Here is a 20,364-nt window from a genome sequence, read left to right as displayed (position 1 = left end):
GTTTGTTATGCGCGCCGCTCGCGCGGCTCGAGCCCGTTCTCGGTGATGATCGAATCGAACTCGTCGATCTGCGAGAAGCGCACGGCTTTGACCACGCCGAATTTGCTCGTATCGGCGACGAGATAGCGCTCTACGGCGCTCGTCATGGCGGCTTGTTTGATCGCCACTTCATGGAAATTCCAGCAGGTCACGCCGCGCGCGCTATCCACGCCGCCTGCGGAAATGAAGGCCTTGTTGATGCCCATTCGCCGCAGCATCTCGAGGCTCTCATCACCCGCGAACGAATCGGACGAGGGCACGTATACGCCGCCGAGCAAGATCATCCGCACGTTCGGCATGCGCCGCAGGATCTCGGCGATATTGAGCGAGTAGCAGACGACGGTGACTTGAACCTGCGCCGGGATGAGGCGTGCGAGGGTGGTGAGCGTCGTGCCGCAATCGATGAAGATGGTTTCGTTATCGACGATCAGTTGCGCCGCATGGGCCGACGCTTGCGCCTTGGCTTGCGCGAAGTGGTCTTGCTCCTGCTCGAGCGAATAACCGGCGGCGTTCGGCACATTCGCGGCGCTGACGATATAGCCGCCCAGATAGGTGAAGCGCTCGGGATTGGCGGCGATATCGCGCCGCACGGTCATCTCCGACACGCCGAGCAAAGCGGCCGCGTCGCGCAGGCGCATGACACTGTGCTTGGCGAGCGCATCGGCCAGCGCTCGCAGGCGATCGGGTTTAATCATGAATGCGTGTCGAAAGCGCCGGAAAAGTAGGGGTGGAACGCGCGCGTTAGCTTTATAGCGTGAGCGTGATCGGATTATAACAAGCGAAGTTGCCCCGCGACGTCATTTTGTTTTGATTTAGATCAATGCGGCTTGGGATCGGGATACTGCAGGCTTCTTATCGGGCCGTGCGCCTTAGTGGTTTTGCTGTCGATCGAAATGAACCGTAAGCGGGGATTCGATCATTCCCTTTTTTATTGAACTGGATTGGCGCGCACGACGCACCGACCGGACTCGGCTGGGTTCGAGCGCTATCCTGTAGCCTCATGTCGAATATAAAAATCGATAAAAGCGCCCATGAAGAAATGTTCGGTGCAATTTAACGTTTCCGCTAACGTTTGCGACGATTGAAAACGTTTTCTATCGTTGGGGTTTATGAGTACTTCAGATCTGCCCGCATGGGCCGTTATACCGAACGTGGCTATGAAGGAACCGCCGAAATGGGATTGCCTGTACTGGTCGTGGACGATTCGACGCTCGCCCGCCGACTGCTAATCAACGCTTTGCCGGAAGCGTGGGACGTCGAGATAACGCAGGCAGCGAACGGGCAAGATGCGCTCGCTGCCTATCGTGCCGGGCAGGCATCGGTCATGTTCTTGGATTTGACGATGCCGGGCATGACTGGATTCGACGTATTGGAAACCGTGCGCGCAGAAGGGCTCGACAGTTTCGTGATCGTCGTGTCCGCCGACATTCAGCCCGAAGCGAAAGCGCGTGTGAAAGCGCTGGGCGCTGTGGCTTTCATCGACAAACCGGTGACGAACGCCAAGCTGATGCCTGTTCTGAAAGAGTACGGTTTGTATGAGTGAGCCCATCCTCACCGAAGATCAGCGCGACGCGCTGCAAGAGATCGCGAACATTGGCATGGGCCAAGCGGGCGCGCGTCTTGCCGCGCTGCTCGGGCGCTTCGTGCATCTATCGGTGCCTCGCATTCGCATGGTCGATACCGACACCTTGCCTTCCGCCGTGCGCGACATGCTCGATTTCACGGAGCCGGTCACGGCGCTGCGCCAGAGTTTTCGTTGCGATATCGCCGGTGAGGCGATCTCCCTGTTCGACAGCCGCAGCGCGGAGCACATGAAGTTCGTGTTCCGCGCGCAGGATGCGTCCGACGAGGAAGCGAGCAACGAAGACATGTCGGATGCCGAAGTGCTGTCGGACGTGGCGAACCTGATTGCGGGCGCATGCTTGACGGGCCTGTTCGAGCAGCTCGAGCAGTTGCCCACGTTTACGCCGCCGCGGTTGATCGGCGTGCAACTGGACCTCGAAGAGGTGTTGCATCCGTCGAAGCTGCCTTGGGACCGTGCGCTGTTGCTCGAGGTGAACTTGCAAACCGAAGACGGCGTGTTCGGCTCGCATTTGCTCACGCTCATGACCGCCAAGGCGGTGCAGTCGCTCGTCAGCGCGCTCGACGGTTTTCTCGCGAATCTTTGAACGAATAGAAGTTGCAGATGGACATTCCAGGCACCGCTCGTCTAAGCGAGCTCGCGCTCGAGCGCGTTGGCCTCGGCATTTTCGCCGTGGATCGCGATTACCGAATCGTGCTGTGGAACCGCTTCATGGACGAGCATAGCGGCCTGCCCGCAGCGAAGGCGATCGGTTGCAGTTTCTTCGATTGCTTCCCCGATTTGCCGCGCGCTTGGCTCAAGCGCAAATTCGACACGGTGTTTTTGCTGCATAGCGGTTCGTTTTCGTCCTGGCAACATCGCCCGTGGCTGCTGCCCTTCGAGCACGATTGTCCGATCACGGGCTCGCTCGATTTGATGCAGCAGGACTGCGCGTTCATGCCGCTGATCGAGAACGGCGAAGTCGTGGCCGTCTGCGTCACGATTGCGGATGTCACCGAATTGGCCGTTGCATGGAAAGAGCGTGAGGTTGCGCTCGAGGCATTGCGCGATTCCTCGGAGCGCGACGCATTGACGGGGCTTTACAACCGCCGCCACGTCGACCGGCGCTTGCAGGCCGAATACAACAGCTGGACGCGTCACCAGGATGCGTTTGCCGTGCTGTTGTTCGATATCGATCATTTCAAGCGCATCAACGATACGTACGGCCACCCGATGGGCGACGCCGTGCTGCGCAAGATCGCGGCGACCGTGTCGCCCCAATTGCGCAACAGCGACGTGGTGGGGCGTTACGGCGGCGAGGAATTCATCGTGATCCTTCCGCATTGCGACGAAGTGGGCGCGGCGGTGGTGGGCGAGAAGATCCGGGCCGCCATCGAGGACGATGCGCTCGAGGTATCGACGGGGCCGCTGAAAGTGACGGTGAGCGTGGGCGGCAGCGTGGCTTACGATGGGCTCACGAATGTTGCCTCGCTTGTATCGGAGGCGGATCACGCGCTCTACGATGCCAAGCACGGCGGCCGCAATCAGGTGTGCATCGTGCACACGCATTCGGCGTGAGTGAGCCGCGGCGGCCGGTGCGCCGCGTGCCGGTTGCCGCCTAGTGCCTGGTAGTACTGAGTACCCGACGCCTAGAACGGCTTCTCCCTCAATGACGCTCGGCGCGCGCGGCGATCCAGTCCATCGTCGCGAAGAGCACGCCCGAGACGATGAACGTCAGATGCAGCACCACGAGCCAGCGCAGACGAGGCTCGTCGAGCGAGATGTCCCGCTCGGTCAAGCTCATGAACGCGCGCAGCAGTGAAATGGCCGAAATCGCCACGATCGAGCCGATCAACTTCATCTTCAAACCCGAGAAGTCGAGCGTACCCATCCAACTCGGCCGGTCTTCGCTATCGCCGGTGTCGATCTTCGAAATGAAGTTCTCGTAGCCGGAAAAAATCACGATGACGACGAGATTGGCCGCGAGCGAAAGGTCGATGAGGCCGAGCGTCGCCAGAATGATTTGCTCGGCGGTTGCATGCATGAGGCCCGTTAGGCCATGCACGAGCTCATTGACGAATGCGACCAGCAGCATTACCAGAGAAAAGACGAGGCCGACGTAGAACGGCGCGAGCAGCCAGCGGGATTTGAACAGCGAGAACTCGAGCAGTTTTTCGAGGGGGCGGCGTTGATGCATGGGGTGTCGTTCCTGTCGTGGGTCGGGCGTTGGCGCACATGGCGCGAGCGTCGCCAGGTGCCGGGCGAAGCCGCAATTTTACAATTACCTTGTGACTTAGCGTTGCCCAAATACTGCCACCCCATTGGTGGCGCCGACATACACATGCCCATGCGCGATCATCGGCGTGATGAACTTGTTGCCCGCACCGAAGTGATCGCGCGTGCCTGACTGATTGCTGTTGTAAAGCTCGTGCGACAGATTGCTCGCGTCGAATGCATGCAGCGCGCCCACGCTGCCGTTTTCCGCGGCCCAAACGATGGCGTTTTGCGAGCCATTGGCGGAGATGCTCGGCGTCGCGCCGGGATAGGGGAAGACGCCCGGGCTCTTCGACGCCGGCGTCGCGGCCAAGCGTGCGGCGGTAATCGGAAAGGCTTTGAGCGCATCGCCGACGGCGCCGTAATAAACGACGTTGCGGTAATACGCCGGCATGCTGAACACGCCGCCGCCGAGTTGCCCGTCGATTTCCTGCCAGATGGCGTTTTTCGTGCTGTTGAATTTGCCCATCGCATTGCGATCGACGACATAGATCTTTTTGTCTTTACCTGCGCCGACGGCGAGATGCCGTGTCGTGCCGTTTGCATCGACGAGATCGGGGAGTACGAGCACACCGCCCGAGCCCAGATCGATATCCTGATTCGACTCGGTCACCGTGTCGAATGGCGCGAAATAATCGATCACGGAAAGCTTCGGCGAGATTGCCAGCTTCAGGAATGTATTGCCGTAGTCCCCGCGCGACGGGAAGCCGTTGCCGTCCAGCGTCGTATCGAATGTGCCGTTCGCGTCGAGGAAGTAGAGCGACGTGCCGTCGGAGGCCATCCCCGCGCCGCTCATCCAGACGGAGCCTTCGCTGCCGTTGGGGGTGACGTTCAAGACGCTCGTTTGTGCGAGCGTGTCGGCGCTGTAGGCCATGATCCAGCCGGCGTATGCGCCCTCATCGCAATGCGACGTCCACGCCAGATAGAGATTGCCGCCCACGAGCGTTAGTGCCTGACGCTCGGCGTATTGCTTGGGATCGAAGAGGGTGACGCCGTTGGCGCTGTTCGCACCCGTGCCGGGGAACGTTGCTGCGATCTCGACCGGGCCGCGTAGCATCTCGGTGCCCGTGGAGAGATCGAGCGCGTGAAGCCGCTGATGATAGGCGCCGTTCGCGTCCTTGCTCATCGCGACGGCGTAGATCACGCCATGTGCGCCGCGCGAACGGTCGATGACGGGCGTGGACGTGATGCCGATTTCCGGTGTGATCTGGCTGCAGCTTCGGTTGTCGCTGGGGGTTTCGCCGCTGCCCAGTAAAGAACGCTGCCAAAGCTTGGCGTAGCTGTCGGCGTCGTAGGCGTACAGGCTCGCGTGTTCGGTGGCGACATAGACGACGTTGTGCGTCGCGCCGTTCATCGATACGTTGCTCACGTAGAGCGGTTGAGCATCGACCTTGCCGTCGGCGGCGAGGAATGCGACTTTGCCGAATTGCGCGGCCTTCACGTTGGACGGCGTCAGCGTCGTTTCGGCCAGGTATTGACCGGTGCGCGCGAGATCGTTGTGATAGGTGAGGACATCGGTGGAGGGGGCGCCTGCACCCGCCCCGGAGCCCGATCCTGCGCCACCGCCTGTGCCGCCCGAGCTAGCGGTGGCTGGTGCGCCTCCGCCTCCGCTACACGATGTGCAAAGCGTGGCGAGCAGACAGGCGATGGCGCTTCGCAGAACGATGCGGGACGTAGCGTGCGTGCGAGCGGAGCAGTCCATGACCTTCTCCCAGGTACGGCCACCGGGTAACGCCAAGCATTTCTTGTACCTTAAAAACAGCGCCTCGGCCAGGTGTCGGAGCTTGGCGACTCGCGATGCCTCGTGGCCGCAGGTGACCGCAGAATGACTGGCTTGGTATTTCCGTTTCGGACGGATCGACCTCTTTGTTCTGCTTTGGGCGGCTGGAATGTCCGTTTGCGGACGCATGCGCAGCCTTCGTCGAAGGAGGTGTGTGATGTCCTTGAATCGATGCTGGAAGCTTCTGCCGATCGTTGGTGCGGCGCTGTTCGCCGACAACCCATTCGACACCCATTTAGCCCATTTCTCCGCTGTCAGATAAATGGGTGTAAATGGGTGTAATATCGGTTCATGTTCCGAACCGACACCCTCCAGATCACACCGGAAATCTTGAGCCTGGTTGCCCGGCTCGATGAATTCAAGGGCGCATGGCGCGCCTTGGGCACGCTCGCGCCTGATCGACTTTCCGCCTTGCGACGCGTCGCTACCATCGAGAGCATCGGGTCATCCACCCGCATCGAGGGCAGTAAGCTGAATGACCGTGATGTCGGGCGACTGCTATCCAACATTGCCATCAAGCAGTTCGAGACGCGAGACGAGCAGGAAGTGGCAGGCTACGCCGAGTCGATGGACTTGATGTTCCGGGCATGGGAAGACATCCCGTTCAACGAGAACCACATCAAGCAACTCCATCAGATTCTGCTGCAATACAGCCAGAAGGACGAACGCCGCCGGGGCCACTACAAGACGAGTTCCAACAGTGTCGCCGCCTTCGACGAGAATGGCGTGCAGATCGGCATTGTGTTCGAAACGGCATCGCCATTCGACACGCCTCGCTTGATGGCCGAACTCGTGCAGTGGGTCAACGATGAGCGCGAAAAGGCGCAACTGCACCCGCTGCTCATCATCGCTGTCTTCGTGGTTGTATTCCTGGAAATCCACCCGTTTCAGGATGGCAACGGACGGCTCAGCCGCGTGCTGACGACCTTGCTGCTGCTTCAGACGGGCTACGCCTATGTTCCATACAGCTCGCTGGAAAGCGTGGTCGAGGTGAACAAGGAAGCCTACTATCTCGCCCTACGTCAGACGCAGGGCACGATTCGTACCGATGCGCCCAACTGGCAGCCGTGGCTGCTGTTCTTTCTGCGCTCGCTGGCCGAGCAGGTGCGGCGGCTCGAGAAGAAGGTCGAGCGAGAGAAAATCGTGCTGGCTGCGCTACCTGCGCTGTCCCTGCAAATCGTGGAGTTTGCCCGCGAGCATGGGCGCGTCACGATGGCCGAGGCGATCAAGCTGACAGGCAGCAATCGCAACACCTTGAAGCTGCACTTCCGCGTTCTGATCGAACGCGGACATTTGGAGCAGCACGGCAGTGGGCGCGGCGTCTGGTACGGAATGAAGTGAGTCCACGGAAGGTAGCAGTGGCGTGTAGCACCCGCTCCCGGAAAACCGCCCGCACCTAAAACGCTCGCGCGCTTTGGACGCCCAATGCGCCTGTTCGGGCGCATTACCATCGTTCCAAGACAAAAAAGCCGCTGAACCTTGCGGAACAGCGGCTTTTTCTCGAAGCTGGTGGCGAATCAGGGATTCGAACCCCGGACCTGCGGATTATGATTCCGTCGCTCTAACCGACTGAGCTAATTCGCCGAAAGAAGACGGATTATGGTGAAGCCTGGCCGCGCTGTCAACCCCCTGATGCGACCCCGCTCACGTCAAATCCGAGCCACACCGCGTGCCAGCCCGGCGCCACTCCGCGAGGCCGCCGCCCAGCGGCCCCGCACCCCGGCCCGGCACGCTTTCCGTCACTCCATCAATCCTGCGCGTAGATGTTGGAGTCCTTGGTCTCCTTCACGAACAACATGCCGATCACGAACGTGCCAAGCGCGACGACGACCGGATACCACAACCCCGAGTAAATATTGCCCTGCGCCGCGACGATCGCGAACGCCGTCGCCGGCAGGAACCCGCCGAACCAGCCATTGCCGATGTGGTACGGCAGCGACATCGACGTATAACGGATCCGAGTCGGGAACATCTCGACCAACATCGCCGCGATCGGCCCGTACACCATCGTCACGTAGATCACGAGCAGCGCCAGAATCGCCACGGTCATCGGCCAATTCAACTGCGATGGATCGGCCTTCGTCGGATAGCCCGCGCTCTTGAGCGTACCGCTCAGCGTCTTGTCGAACGCCTTCGCCTTGTCCTTCGCGTCCGCCGCCTTGCCGTCGTACGTGTCGATCACGGTGTCGCCCACCTTGATCTGCGCTTGCGTGCCCGCCGGCGCCGCAACGTTCGCGTAGTTCAAGCCCGACTTGGCCAACGCGCTCTTGGCGATGTCGCACGAACTCGTGAACTTCGCCGTGCCCACCGGGTTGAACTGGAACGAGCATTCGTCGGGGTTGGCCACGACGACGATCGGCGCTTTCTGCTCAGCCGCTTCCAGCGCCGGATTCGCATAGTGCGTGAGCGCCTTGAACAGCGGGAAGTAGGTCAACGCGGCAATCAGGCAGCCCGTCATGATCACGGGCTTGCGGCCGATCCGGTCCGACAGCGAGCCGAAGAACACGAAGAACGGCGTGCCGATCAACAGCCCCAGTGCGATCAGGATGTTCGCGCTCGCACCATCCACCTTCAGCGTTTGCGTGAGGAAGAACAGCGCGTAGAACTGGCCCGTGTACCAAACCACGGCTTGACCGGCGGTGAGGCCGATCAACGCGAGAATCACGATCTTCAGGTTGCTCCATTGACCGAACGATTCGGTCAGCGGCGCCTTCGACGTCTTGCCCTCGGCCTTGATCCGCTCGAACGCCGGCGATTCGGACAACTGCAAGCGAATCCAGACCGACACGCCCAAGAGGATCAGCGACGCGATGAACGGAATGCGCCAACCCCACGCGCCGAACGCTTGCTCGCCCATCGTCGTGCGCACGCCGAGGATCACGAGCAGCGAGAGGAACAGACCCAGCGTCGCCGTCGTTTGAATCCACGACGTGTAGTAGCCGCGCCGATTGGCCGGCGCGTGTTCCGCAACATAGGTCGCCGCGCCGCCGTACTCGCCGCCGAGCGCAAGGCCCTGCAGCAACCGCATGGCAATGAAGATGACCGGGGAAGCAAACCCGATCGTCGCATAGCCGGGCAGGAAACCGACGACGAACGTCGACAAGCCCATGATCACGATCGTGATCAGGAACGTGTACTTGCGGCCCACCATGTCGCCCAGCCGCCCGAACACGAGCGCGCCGAACGGACGCACCGCGAAGCCGGCCGCAAAGCCGAGCAGCGTGAAGATGAAGGCGGCCGTGGGGTTGATGCCGGAGAAAAAGCTCTTGCTGATGTAAGACGCGAGCGAACCCGCTAGATAGAAGTCGTACCACTCGAAAACGGTGCCGAGCGAAGAGGCGAAGATCACCCGCTTCTCGTCGCTCGTCATCGGCGCGTGCGAAATTTGCCCGCCAACGGTTGCCATGTGTCGTCTCCAATCGATTTTGATAATAAGTGCGCGCAGGTGGCCGTATTCGGCTCACACCCGTCGTCGATTATTGGAAGGCAAACTTACGGCCTACTGACGGCGGAGCATTCGGTGTTGTCTCCTTGTTAGGCATCCAACTTCTTCTAATTGTTGTGTTCGTCGTCTAAGTTGGCGCTAATATCTTGTATGGTCGCGCTAAGGCGGCATTTTGCCGCTGGAATTCGGCCTCCTTGGTCTTGCGGCCTAGGGTAACTCCGGGGTGCTGTGCGAAATCGGCAGACTGACACGAACGAGCGTGCCCGCCAGGCGCAGAGAGGGTTGATAGACGTGGTCGTCGAGCGTCAGCGTGCCGCCGTGCATCGTCGCGATTTCGCGGACGATGGCAAGGCCCAGCCCGCTGCCGTCGCCTTCGCGTCCCAGAATCCGATAGAAGCGCTCGACCACCTTCGGACGCTCGGCCGGCGCGATCCCGGGCCCCGTGTCTTCCACTTCGAGGTGGACTTGGCCGGCCTCGCGCTGCGGCGAGACGCGAACCGTGATCCGCCCCCCGGCTGGGGTGTAGCGGATGGCGTTATCGATGATGTTCGACAGCATTTCCCGCAGCATGACCGGGTTCCCATCGACGAAAACAGGCTCCTCGGGGCCTTCGTAGCCAAGATCCATTTGCTTGGCGAGCGCCGCGCGCACCCAGTCCCGCACGGCCAGACGCGCCAGATGCGCAACCTCCACGTGCGTGAAGACTTGTCCCGACATCCGGTTCTCGGCCCGCGCGAGAGCGAGCAGTTGCGTCACGAGGCGCGCGGCTTGATCGGCGCCCGTCGCGATTTGCTCGAGCGAGCGTCGCACTTCCGGCGATGCATCTTCTCGCAGCGCGAGCTCGGCTTGCATGTGCAGGCCCGCCAGGGGCGTCTTCATCTGATGCGCCGCGTCGGCGATGAAACGCTTTTGCAAATCGATGTTCTGTGCGAGCCGGGTCAGCAATTCGTTGAACGAAGTGACGAGCGGCTCGATTTCCGGCGGCGCGCTCGACGCTTCGAGCGGCGAGAGATCGTCGGGATGGCGCGCGCGCAGGTTCTCCTGCAGCGCCGTGAGCGGGGCAAGCCCGCGCGAGAGCCCGAACCAGACCAGCACGATCGCCAGCGGCAGGATCACGAACTGCGGCAGGATCACGCCCTTGATGATGTCGTTGGCAAGGACGCTGCGCTTGTCGAAGGTCTCCGCCACTTGCACGAGCGCTGCTTGCCCGCCGCTCCCAGGTAACTCCACGGTCGTATAGGCGATGCGGATGTCGTTGCCGTGCAGCGAAGCGTCGCGAAATTCGACGAGGCCGGGCTGCGGTCGATCGTCCTCGGGCGGCAGCGGCATGTCGCTCACGCCCGCCACGAGTTCGCCGTGCGTGCCGAGCACTTGGTAAAAGACTTTGTCGACGTTGTCGCCGCTCAGGAAATCGCGGGCGGCGTCGGGCAGCGTCAGCGTCGCCACGCCGTTCACCGGATGAATCTGCCGCGCCAGCACGTAGGCGTCGGTTTCGAGGCCGCGATCGAACGGCCCGTTCGCAATCGTCTTGGCGACGAGATAAGTGACGGCGATGCTCATCGGCCAGAGCAGCAAGAGCGGCGCGAGCATCCAATCGAGAATCTCGCCGAAGAGCGAGCGGGGCCGGTGCGGCGTGGCCGTATCCGTTTCGTCGGGCGGCGCGAACGGGTTTGGGCGGCGGGCGTCGGCCGCGGCGCCGGCCGGCGGGGACGGGGGCGGCGTGGCCGAAGCCGGGCCGGGCGCGCGCTCGGCGCCGTCATTCGCGGAAACGGGCGAAGCCACGGGATGCCTATTTCGTTCGAGCGTTCGCGGCGGGCTCGGCCGATGTCGAGGCGGAGACAGAGGCGCGCACGCGCGCGACGTCCTCCGCGCTCGCGGCCGCACCGCCGGTGCAGGTCGAAGCGGGCTTCTCCAAGCAGTAGCCGAGGCCGCGCACGGTGATGATGCGCACGCCGCTCGGTTCGATCTTCTTGCGCAGGCGGTGGACGTAAACCTCGATCGCGTTGTTGCTGACTTCTTCGCCCCACTCGCATAGATGGTCGACGAGCTGCTCTTTCGAGACGAGCCGGCCGATCCGCTGCAGCAGCACTTCGAGCACGCCCAACTCGCGCGCCGACAGCTCGAGCACCTGGTCGTTGACCGATGCAATTCGTCCGACTTGGTCGTACGTGAGCGAGCCGTGCCGCACGACCGCCGGGCCGCCGCCGCTGCCGCGCCGCGTGAGGGCGCGCACACGCGCTTCGAGTTCGTTCAGATGAAAAGGCTTGGCCATGTAATCGTCGGCGCCCAGGTCGAGCCCTTTCACGCGCTCGTCGACGCCGTCGGCGGCCGTCAGAATCAGCACGGGCAAGCTCGAGTTGCGCGCGCGCAAGCGGCGCAAGACCTCGAGCCCGGACATGCGCGGCAGGCCCAGGTCCAGAATCAATAGGTCGAACGATTGCATCGACAGGGCGGCATCGGCTTCGCTGCCGCCTTTGACGTGATCGACGGCATAGCCCGATTGGCGGAGTGATCGGACGAGACCGTCCGCGAGTATGCTGTCGTCTTCGGCAATGAGTATTCGCATGGTGCGCCGTGCGGCCGGCTGGTGCTTTCGCGCCGGCGTGGGGCCGCTGTCTCCGATGGTCTTATATAGATCTGACGTGGGCGGTTTGCAAGGCGCCGCCTGGGTGCTCCGTTGCCGCAACGCAAATCGCCCCTATCGGGCTTGCAAAGAACCCTGTTTTTTTATACAGTGTCTGCGTTTCGTGCGCTAGCCGGAAAGACCTGTCGCGAGTACTCGCGAGCGCGCCACAAGCCTGTGGCGTCAGCCTCTCTTCGCCGGCCCGCCCGCCTCAGACGCCCGCTCATCATAGCAAAGGACGATTCATGGAAGAAAGCAAGAAAGGCCAGGCTGGACTGACGGCTGAAAAGAGCAAGGCGCTTGCCGCGGCGCTCGCACAGATCGAAAAGCAGTTCGGCAAAGGATCGGTCATGCGGCTCGGGGCCGGCGAAGTGGTCGAGGACATCCAAGTGGTGTCGACGGGCTCGCTCGGTCTGGACATCGCGCTGGGCGTCGGCGGTCTGCCGCGCGGGCGCGTGGTCGAAATCTACGGGCCCGAATCGTCGGGCAAGACCACGCTGACGCTGCAGGTCATCGCCGAAATGCAAAAGCTCGGCGGCACGGCGGCGTTCATCGACGCCGAGCACGCGCTCGACATCCAGTATGCGCAGAAGCTGGGCGTGAACGTCAGCGATCTGCTCGTCTCTCAGCCCGATACGGGCGAGCAGGCGCTCGAGATTGCCGATGCCCTGGTGCGCTCGGGCTCGATCGACATGATCGTCATCGATTCGGTCGCGGCGCTCGTGCCGAAGGCGGAAATCGAAGGGGAGATGGGCGATTCGCTGCCGGGCTTGCAAGCCCGCCTGATGTCGCAGGCGCTGCGCAAGCTCACCGGCACCATCAAGCGCACGAACTGCCTCGTCATCTTCATCAACCAAATTCGGATGAAGATCGGCGTCATGTTCGGCAATCCGGAAACGACGACGGGCGGCAATGCGCTGAAGTTCTACGCGTCGGTGCGTCTGGACATCCGCCGGATCGGCTCGATCAAGAAGAACGACGAAGTGATCGGCAACGAAACGCGCGTGAAGGTCGTCAAGAACAAGGTGTCGCCGCCGTTCCGCGAAGCCATTTTCGACATCCTCTACGGCGAAGGTATTTCGCGCCAAGGCGAAATCATCGATCTCGGCGTGCAAGCGAAGATCGTCGACAAGGCCGGTGCTTGGTACAGCTACAGCGGCGAACGAATCGGCCAAGGCAAGGACAACGCGCGCGAATTCCTGCGCGAGAATCCCGAGATCGCGCGCGAGATCGAAAACCGCATCCGCGAGTCGCTTGGCGTGAATGCGATGCCGGTGGGCAGCGGCGCTGTCGAAGTGGCCGACGAAGAAGAGTAAGCCTCGCGTGATACGTAAAGGGCGGGCGGCGCCGGGTGGGCAGCGCGAAGCGCACCGCCCGGGTGTCCGGCACGGGCATCGAACGAAATCCGCGCGTGCGCAAGCGCCTTGCGCGGCGGCGGATGCGGGCGCCGATCCACTTGACCCATCGTCGAATTACCCGGCGCCTGATCCATCGTCTTCCGCCCCCGAGCCGGGCAGCCGTTCGCGCCGGCCCACTCGCTCTCTCAAGATGAGAGCGATCGCTTATCTATCCAGGCGCGAATACAGCCGCGCCGAACTGGCCCGCAAACTGACGCCGTTCATCGAAGAAGGTGATGCGCAAAGCGGCGCATTGGATCCGCTGCTCGATTCCCTCGAGCGTGAAGGCTGGCTCTCCGATGCGCGTTTCGCCGAAAGCGTGATGAATCGGCGTTCCTCCCGCATGGGGGCAAGCCGCATCGTCAATGAACTGCGCCGGCACGGGGTCGATCAAGGCCTCGTCGAATCGGTCAACTCGCAACTGCGCGACACCGAGCGCGCTCGCGCGCTGGCGGTATGGCGCAAGAAGTTCGGTGAGCCGCCGCAATCGCCGGCCGATCGCGCCAAGCAGGCGCGCTTCCTTGCCATGCGCGGGTTTTCGCACGCGACCATCTCCCAGGTGCTCAAGGGCGACGACGATTGGAGCGACGCGAGCGACGAGTAGGACATAGGACGCGCTCGCGAGCCGGGCGGCAAGCCTTACCTGCATCTCAGTCCGCCGGTGTCGCCGATCGCCACCGCACGCCACGGTACCGGCCCGGCGAAATGGGACGCCGGCGTCTCGAATACTCAGTATGGTAAAATCAGTCGGTTTTCCTCTGCAGCCGTTCCCCTCGCATGCCGCTTTCTCCGCCCGTTTCCCGCCAGTTGCGCCATCGTCGCGCGATCCGAGCGGAAGCCTACGAGCGTGACGACGGCCTGTGGGACCTCGAGGCGTGTCTGACCGATCACAAGCCGCGCGACGTTGCATTGGCGCCCGGTGTCCGGCCTAAAGGCCTACCGATCCATGAACTCTGGCTCCGCATCACTATCGATCGCAAGCTCACCATCGTCGACGCCGAAGCTTCGTCGGAATGGGTGCCTTATCCCGGTCACTGCGAAGCTGCCAATCCCGCCTACCGCGCCCTCATCGGTCTTAACCTCCTCCAAGATTTCCGCCGCCACGCACAGCGCTTGCTCGGCGGGACGGCAGGCTGCACGCATCTCACCGAACTGTGCTCCGTCTTGCCTACGGCCGCGATTCAAGCGTTCGCCGGCGACGTCTGGAGCACGCGCGACAGCGCAACCGACATGCACGAGAACGAGCCCGCGGGCGAGGCTTCGCACCGCGAGCCGCCGTTCCAGCTCGACCGTTGCCATGCGTTGCGGTTCGACGGCGAAGCGGTGCGGCGCTTCTATCCGCGCTGGTACGGTCACGTACCGCGCAGCGTGGCGCAGGGCCCAGCGGCCGGGCAGGCGCCGATGCGCATGACCGCGGCGGCGTCCGGGGCGAGCGGTTCCGCGGCGCTTAGCGATAAAGATCACGAAGTTCAATCCAACTCTCAGACTGAAGGGAATCACGCATGAAGATTCACGAGTACCAGGGTAAGGAAATCCTGCGGAAATTCGGCGTCGCGGTACCGCGCGGCAAGCCGGTGTTTTCGGTGGATGACGCGGTCAAGGCCGCTGAAGAGCTCGGCGGCCCGGTCTGGGTTGTCAAGGCGCAAATTCATGCGGGCGGTCGCGGTAAGGGCGGCGGCGTGAAAGTGGCCAAGACGCTCGAGCAAGTTCGCGAGTACGCGAATCAGATCCTCGGCATGCAGCTCGTCACGCACCAAACCGGTCCGGAAGGCCAGAAGGTGAACCGCCTGCTGATCGAAGAAGGCGCGGACATCAAGAAGGAACTCTACGTCGGTCTCGTGATCGATCGCGTTTCGCAAAAGGTCGTCGTGATGGCGTCCAGCGAAGGCGGGATGGACATCGAAGAAGTGGCCGCAAAGACGCCGGAAGCGATCCACAAGGTGGCCGTCGATCCGTCGAAGGGGCTGCTCGATTCGGAAGCCGACGATCTCGCCAAGAAGATCGGCGTGCCCGACGCTTCGATCCCGCAAGCGCGCGCCATCCTGCAAGGTCTGTACAAGGCCACGTGGGAAACGGACGCATCGCTCGCTGAAATCAACCCGCTGATCCTGACGGGCGACGGCAAGGTCATCGCGCTCGACGCCAAGTTCAACTTCGATTCGAACGCGCTGTTCCGTCATCCGGAAATCGTCGCGTACCGCGATCTGGACGAAGAAGATCCGGCCGAAGTCGAAGCGTCGAAGTTCGATCTCGCGTACATCTCGCTCGACGGCAACATCGGCTGCCTCGTGAACGGCGCGGGCCTAGCCATGGCCACGATGGACACGATCAAGTTGTTCGGCGGCGAGCCGGCGAACTTCCTCGACGTGGGCGGCGGCGCGACGACCGAAAAGGTCACCGAAGCGTTCAAGCTCATGCTGAAGAACCCGGGCCTGAAGGCGATCCTCGTGAACATCTTCGGCGGCATCATGCGCTGCGATGTGATCGCGGAGGGGGTGATTGCCGGCTCGAAGGCCGTGAACCTGAACGTTCCGCTCGTCGTGCGCATGAAGGGCACCAACGAAGACCTGGGCAAGAAAATGCTCGCCGAATCCGGCCTGCCGATCATTTCGGCGGACAGCATGGAAGAGGCGGCCCAGAAGGTCGTCGCGGCTGCCGCGGGCAAGTAAGCGCTTCGCATCAAGGATACGCATGGCGGCGCGAGTGCGCCCCGCGGCGTGCCATTGCACGCAGGGGACGCGGCGCGGCGCCGAACGAACAGAGGTCATACATGTCGATTCTGATCAACAAAGACACGAAGGTCATCACGCAGGGCATCACCGGCAAGACCGGCCAGTTCCATACGCGCGCATGCCGCGAGTACGCGAACGGCCGTGAGGCATTCGTTGCGGGCGTGAACCCGAAGAAGGCCGGCGAAGATTTCGAAGGCATTCCCATCTACGCGAGCGTCAAGGAAGCGAAGGCCGAAACGGGCGCGACCGTCTCGGTGATCTACGTGCCGCCGGCAGGCGCCGCGGCAGCCATCTGGGAAGCGGTCGAGGCCGATCTGGACCTGGCGATCTGCATCACCGAAGGCATTCCCGTTCGCGACATGATCGAAGTGCGCGATCGCATGCGCCGCGAGAACCGCAAGACGCTGCTGCTCGGGCCGAACTGCCCCGGCACGATCACGCCGGACGAGCTCAAGATCGGCATCATGCCGGGCCACATCCACCGCAAGGGCCGCATCGGCGTCGTGTCGCGTTCGGGCACATTGACGTACGAAGCCGTCGGTCAACTGACCGCGCTCGGCCTCGGCCAATCGTCGGCGGTCGGTATCGGCGGCGATCCGATCAACGGTCTGAAGCACATCGACGTCATGAAGATGTTCAACGACGATCCCGATACGGACGCCGTCATCATGATCGGTGAGATCGGCGGCCCGGACGAGGCCAACGCCGCGTACTGGATCAAGGACAACATGAAGAAGCCCGTCGTCGGCTTCATCGCCGGCGTGACGGCGCCTCCGGGCAAGCGCATGGGCCATGCCGGCGCGCTGATCTCGGGCGGGGCCGATACGGCCGAAGCAAAGCTCGAAATCATGGAAGCCTGCGGCATCAAAGTGACGAAGAATCCGTCGGAGATGGGCCGCCTGCTGAAGTCGATTCTGTAAGTCAGTGCGGGGCTCGCCCGGCGGCCGTGCAGCGCCGGCGCGAGCAGTAAGCGTTTTTGGTATCCTTGCGAAATTCTTTCGTAAGGCTGCCGACAGGCTAGAAGAAGCGAGGGAGAGAAGTTATGCTCCCTCGCTTTTTTATCGGCGCAGCTAGCGCCCTTTCCCCTGGACCCTGGAACGGCGATTGCCCTCATGCTCGACGCTATGCTCGAATTCTTCTCGACGCTCCATTGGGGCGCAGTGTTTCAGATCATCGTCATCGATATATTGCTCGGCGGCGATAACGCCGTCGTGATTGCGCTCGCGTGCCGCAACCTGCCCCCTGCGCAGCGCATACGGGGCGTCCTGTGGGGCACGGCCGGCGCCATCGTGCTGCGCGTCGTGCTGATCGTGTTCGCGGTCGCGCTGCTCGACGTCCCGTTCCTGAAATTCGCCGGCGGTCTCTTGTTGCTGTGGATCGGGGTGCGTTTGATGGCGCCAAGCCACGACGCGCATGAGAACATCAAACCGGCGGACAAGCTCATTTCCGCCATCAAGACGATCATCATTGCCGATGCCGTCATGAGCCTCGATAACGTGATCGCCATCGCGGGCGCGGCCGAGGCGGCCGATCCCGCGCATCGCATCGCGCTGGTCGTATTCGGCCTCATCGTGAGCATTCCGTTGATCGTCTGGGGCAGCACGCTCGTCTTGCGCATGCTCGATCGCTTTCCCATCATCGTCACGCTCGGTGCGGCGCTGCTCGGGTGGATCGCGGGCGGGCTCATCATCAACGATCCGGCTGGCGATCGCTGGCCGCTGCTCGATACGTCCACAGCCGAATACGGGGCGCACATTGCCGGTGCGCTCTTCGTCGTGCTGCTCGGTTATTGGCTCAAGCGGCGTGCGCTGCGCCGAGAGGCGGCCGCGGGCTCGCGGCCGCATCACTCGCGCTGACGCGCTCGAGCGCATCGCCGTGCGGCGGGCCGGTTCTTGGCCCGCACCTGGCCATCTGGCCGACTGCCCCGCCGGGTGTTGCGGGGATACGCTTCGCACCTGTTGCCCGCTCCTTCGTTGGCGGGCCGCCGTTCAGGAGCGTACCCCCCGATGTCAGCCGTCGTTGTTTCTCTTGTTCATCGTCTAGTGTCTTGCGCGGTCCGGCGCGTGCCATCGTATCGGGTGGCGCACGAGAGGCCGTTCGCGACCGCCCCGCGAGCCGACAAGCTCGGCTTTACGCTGATCGAGCTGATGATCGTGCTCGCCATCGTCGGGATCGTCGCCGCTTATGCGGTACCGGCCTATCAGGATTATTTGGGCCGCAGCCGGGTGGGCGAGGGCCTTGCACTGGCCTCGGGCGCGCGGCTTGCGGTGGCCGAGAACGCCGCGGGCGGCAATGCATTGAGTAGCGGTTACGTCGCGCCGCCCGGCACACGCAACGTCGAGTCGATCGACATCGACGACGACAGCGGGGAAATCACGATCCGCTACACGCAGCGCGTGGCGCCGGCGGGCAGTGAAACGCTCGTGCTCGTGCCGTCGCTGCCCGATGCCTCGGATCCGCCCACCTCCAGGGTCGCGCTCGCGTCCGGTGTGGTGCAAGGCGGGACACTGACGTGGGAATGCTTTGCGTCGGGCAAATTGTCCTCGACGCTGCCCGCGCCGGGCGAGGGGCCTGCGCCGCTCAGCGCCGCGACGCTGCCCGCCAAGCTCGCGCCCCCGGAATGTCGCGCTTAAAGAGGCGCGTGCGATAAATCGGCGCGGACACTGAAAGAAAATTTTTGTATAGTGCGCCGGTTGCCGACGGTCCCCACCCTCATGACCTCTCCATTTGCACGCTATCTATCGTTCACGTCTTTGGCCCTTGCGTTGCTGGTGCCCTATGCGGTCACCCGCCATACGTACCCGATTCCGACGTTCTACGCCGAGTACACAGCATTGGCGCTGTACCTGCTCGTCGGCGCTTCCGTCCTGGTCCTGACGGCGTCGGAGGGGCCACGTACGCCGTACGCATTGCCCACCGTTGCGCTCGTGCCGCTTGCATTCGGCGGTTTGCTCGCCTTGCAGACGGCGGTGCTGCCTCTCGCACAGCCTTCGATGGCATGGCTCGGCGCGGGCTTTCTCTTGGCGGGGGTCATGGCCACGCAGGCCGGTTATGGGTTCGCTCGGGCAGGTGTTGCCGACCGCGCGCTGCGCTGGGCCGCGGGCGCGCTGATCGTCGGGGGACTGTTCGCGGTGTTTTGCCAACTAGTGCAGTTGTTTCATGCGGAAGCGCGATTCTCACCCTTCGTCGTCGCTTACAACGTGACTTCCGACCGGCGTCCGTTCGGTAACATGGCGCAGGCCAATCATCTCGCCACGGTGATCGCCTTCGCCCTCGCAGGCGCGATGTATTTGGTACAGACTCGCCGCTTGAACGTGACGGTATGGGCGCTTGTATCGTCGATCTGCGTGCTCGGGCAGGCGCTGACGGTGTCGCGCGGGCCTTGGTTGCAAACGGCCGTCATCGTGGTCGCCGGCTTTTGGATGGCGCTCGTCCTGCGGCGTCGAGACGGGACGCACCGGCGAAGCTTGCGAGCATGGATGATCCCGGTCGCGCTCATCGTCTTGTTTTGCGCCGTGAATATCGGCGTGCGTTGGGCAAACACGCGCTTCGACCTTGGATTGGATGTGTCTGCCGCGCATCGTTTTCGGGACAAAGGCCAATTCGTCTTGCGACTGGCGATGTGGAAATACGGATGGACGATGTTCACGCAGCATCCGTTGCTGGGTGTGGGCTGGGGCGAGTTCCCTCGTTATGAGTTCGAGCTCGTCAGGCGTCTTGGCGATGTCGAAATCGCGAACAACTCGCACGATATCGTGATCGATTTGCTCGCGAAAACCGGCATTGCAGGCATCGCCATCATTTTATCGGGGCTGCTCGCGTGGCTCTGGCGCGTGTTGCGCGCCCCGCATACGGCTGAGCGCGTGTTCGGGTTGGCGTTGATCGGTGCGCTGCTCATGCACGCGCTGGTCGAGTATCCGCAGCAGTACATGTTCTTCCTGCTGCCGGCCATGTTCGTGTTCGGCATTTTGGAGACGAAGCCGATTTCGTTCGTGCCGCCTCGCATCGCGATGGGCTGGCAACTGCTGCTCGTCGTCGGCGGGCTCGCCGCCTTGCACCCGATCTACCGCGACTATTCGCGCGCGGAAGTGTTGTACTACGGCGCGCATCCGGCCGACGAATACCGGGCTGCACCATCGAAGCTGTTCGGCGCGTGGGGCGAGTACGGCATGGCGACGCTGCTGCCCATCGACGGCAACGACTTGCCTGCGAAGCTGGCGATGCATGAGAAGGCGCTGGCGCTCTTGCCCGGCGAGACAGTGCTACGCCGTTATGCGGTCTTGCAGGCGCTGGATGGTAAACAGGACCAGGCGTTCGATACGGTGGAGCGGCTGAAGATTTTTGCCGGTGTGCTGCATGACTGGCCGGCGCAGCTATCGGCGCTATACGACTTGTGCGAGGACGAGCCTAAGCTCGCGGGCTTCAAGGCCGAACTGTTGAAGCGTTATGGGCCGGCACCGAAGGCGGCTGCCACCGAGGACGACAGCGATAGTGATGAATGAGGCGACGCGGC

Annotated in this window: 17 protein-coding genes, 1 tRNA gene and 1 pseudogene; 12 read left to right on the top strand and 7 right to left on the bottom strand. The window is 62.8% G+C overall.

What is annotated here, in order from left to right:
• Positions 1 to 5: 5 nt before the first annotated feature.
• The gene (locus MMB74_RS03715; RefSeq protein WP_277427256.1) at positions 6 to 734 is read right to left on the bottom strand and encodes a DeoR/GlpR family DNA-binding transcription regulator; all 729 of its coding nucleotides are present in this window, start codon (positions 732 to 734) and stop codon (positions 6 to 8) included.
• A gap of 479 nt (positions 735 to 1,213) precedes the next feature.
• Between MMB74_RS03715 and MMB74_RS03710 the strand changes: the two genes are divergently transcribed.
• Genes MMB74_RS03710 through MMB74_RS03700 form a run of 3 tightly spaced genes read left to right on the top strand, consistent with a single transcriptional unit; the run spans position 1,214 to position 3,178 of the window.
• Positions 1,214 to 1,582, top strand: a complete 369-nt coding sequence (locus tag MMB74_RS03710; RefSeq protein WP_277427255.1) for a response regulator — start codon at positions 1,214 to 1,216, stop codon at positions 1,580 to 1,582.
• Entirely contained in the window at positions 1,575 to 2,207 is a 633-nt protein-coding gene (locus MMB74_RS03705) for a chemotaxis protein CheC (protein WP_277427254.1), read from the top strand. Before MMB74_RS03710 ends, MMB74_RS03705 begins: the two co-directional genes overlap by 8 nt.
• A gap of 17 nt (positions 2,208 to 2,224) precedes the next feature.
• Positions 2,225 to 3,178, top strand: a complete 954-nt coding sequence (locus tag MMB74_RS03700) for a sensor domain-containing diguanylate cyclase (protein ID WP_277427253.1) — start codon at positions 2,225 to 2,227, stop codon at positions 3,176 to 3,178.
• Positions 3,179 to 3,266: 88 nt separating this feature from the next.
• Here MMB74_RS03700 and MMB74_RS03695 read toward each other — a convergent pair whose 3' ends face one another.
• Both MMB74_RS03695 and MMB74_RS03690 read right to left on the bottom strand, forming a co-directional pair.
• Positions 3,267 to 3,797, bottom strand: a complete 531-nt coding sequence (locus MMB74_RS03695; RefSeq protein ID WP_277427252.1) for a TIGR00645 family protein — start codon at positions 3,795 to 3,797, stop codon at positions 3,267 to 3,269.
• Positions 3,798 to 3,893: 96 nt separating this feature from the next.
• Entirely contained in the window at positions 3,894 to 5,576 is a 1,683-nt protein-coding gene (locus tag MMB74_RS03690; RefSeq protein ID WP_277427251.1) for a pyrrolo-quinoline quinone, read from the bottom strand.
• Between the two features lie 369 nt (positions 5,577 to 5,945).
• Between MMB74_RS03690 and MMB74_RS03685 the strand changes: the two genes are divergently transcribed.
• Complete coding sequence (locus tag MMB74_RS03685; RefSeq protein ID WP_277427250.1) at positions 5,946 to 6,995, top strand: Fic family protein; 1,050 nt, start codon at positions 5,946 to 5,948, stop codon at positions 6,993 to 6,995.
• Between the two features lie 166 nt (positions 6,996 to 7,161).
• Here MMB74_RS03685 and MMB74_RS03680 read toward each other — a convergent pair.
• The 4 genes from MMB74_RS03680 to MMB74_RS03665 form a co-directional block, all read right to left on the bottom strand.
• A tRNA-Met gene (locus MMB74_RS03680) sits at positions 7,162 to 7,238 on the bottom strand.
• A gap of 163 nt (positions 7,239 to 7,401) precedes the next feature.
• The gene (locus MMB74_RS03675) at positions 7,402 to 9,060 is read right to left on the bottom strand and encodes an MFS transporter (protein ID WP_277427249.1); all 1,659 of its coding nucleotides are present in this window, start codon (positions 9,058 to 9,060) and stop codon (positions 7,402 to 7,404) included.
• A 246-nt stretch (positions 9,061 to 9,306) separates the two neighbouring features.
• The gene (locus MMB74_RS03670) at positions 9,307 to 10,881 is read right to left on the bottom strand and encodes a sensor histidine kinase (protein ID WP_277427248.1); all 1,575 of its coding nucleotides are present in this window, start codon (positions 10,879 to 10,881) and stop codon (positions 9,307 to 9,309) included.
• 7 nt (positions 10,882 to 10,888) lie between these two features.
• A complete protein-coding gene (locus MMB74_RS03665) occupies positions 10,889 to 11,665 on the bottom strand; it encodes a response regulator transcription factor (RefSeq protein ID WP_277427247.1) in 777 nt (258 codons plus the stop codon).
• A gap of 302 nt (positions 11,666 to 11,967) precedes the next feature.
• On the opposite strand from MMB74_RS03665, the gene recA reads away from it, so the two are divergent.
• The 8 genes and pseudogenes from recA to MMB74_RS03625 all read left to right on the top strand — a co-directional run bounded on the left by recA (position 11,968) and on the right by MMB74_RS03625 (position 20,353).
• Entirely contained in the window at positions 11,968 to 13,038 is a 1,071-nt protein-coding gene (gene recA / locus MMB74_RS03660) for a recombinase RecA (RefSeq protein WP_277427246.1), read from the top strand.
• A gap of 202 nt (positions 13,039 to 13,240) precedes the next feature.
• Positions 13,241 to 13,723 (top strand): annotated as a pseudogene (gene recX / locus MMB74_RS03655) (recombination regulator RecX); the annotation flags it as partial.
• Between the two features lie 173 nt (positions 13,724 to 13,896).
• Positions 13,897 to 14,625, top strand: a complete 729-nt coding sequence (locus tag MMB74_RS03650; protein WP_277427245.1) for a DUF2889 domain-containing protein — start codon at positions 13,897 to 13,899, stop codon at positions 14,623 to 14,625.
• Complete coding sequence (gene sucC / locus MMB74_RS03645) at positions 14,622 to 15,788, top strand: ADP-forming succinate--CoA ligase subunit beta (protein WP_277427244.1); 1,167 nt, start codon at positions 14,622 to 14,624, stop codon at positions 15,786 to 15,788. The genes MMB74_RS03650 and sucC overlap by 4 nt, the downstream gene beginning before the upstream one ends.
• A gap of 101 nt (positions 15,789 to 15,889) precedes the next feature.
• Entirely contained in the window at positions 15,890 to 16,771 is an 882-nt protein-coding gene (sucD, locus tag MMB74_RS03640; RefSeq protein ID WP_277427243.1) for a succinate--CoA ligase subunit alpha, read from the top strand.
• 204 nt (positions 16,772 to 16,975) lie between these two features.
• On the top strand, positions 16,976 to 17,707 hold the full coding sequence (locus tag MMB74_RS03635; protein WP_277427712.1) for a TerC family protein: 732 nt from the start codon (positions 16,976 to 16,978) through the stop codon (positions 17,705 to 17,707).
• Positions 17,708 to 17,857: 150 nt separating this feature from the next.
• A complete protein-coding gene (locus MMB74_RS03630) occupies positions 17,858 to 18,484 on the top strand; it encodes a pilin (RefSeq protein WP_277427242.1) in 627 nt (208 codons plus the stop codon).
• Between the two features lie 81 nt (positions 18,485 to 18,565).
• Positions 18,566 to 20,353, top strand: coding sequence for a Wzy polymerase domain-containing protein (locus MMB74_RS03625; RefSeq protein ID WP_277427241.1), 1,788 nt, complete (start codon positions 18,566 to 18,568; stop codon positions 20,351 to 20,353).
• Positions 20,354 to 20,364 lie beyond the last annotated feature (11 nt).

This window comes from Trinickia sp. Y13 (genome assembly GCF_029522115.1).
Classification (GTDB): Bacteria; Pseudomonadota; Gammaproteobacteria; order Burkholderiales; family Burkholderiaceae; genus Trinickia.
The sequence above is the reverse complement of the archived record's forward strand: the minus strand, read 5'-3'. Positions and strand labels throughout refer to the sequence as shown.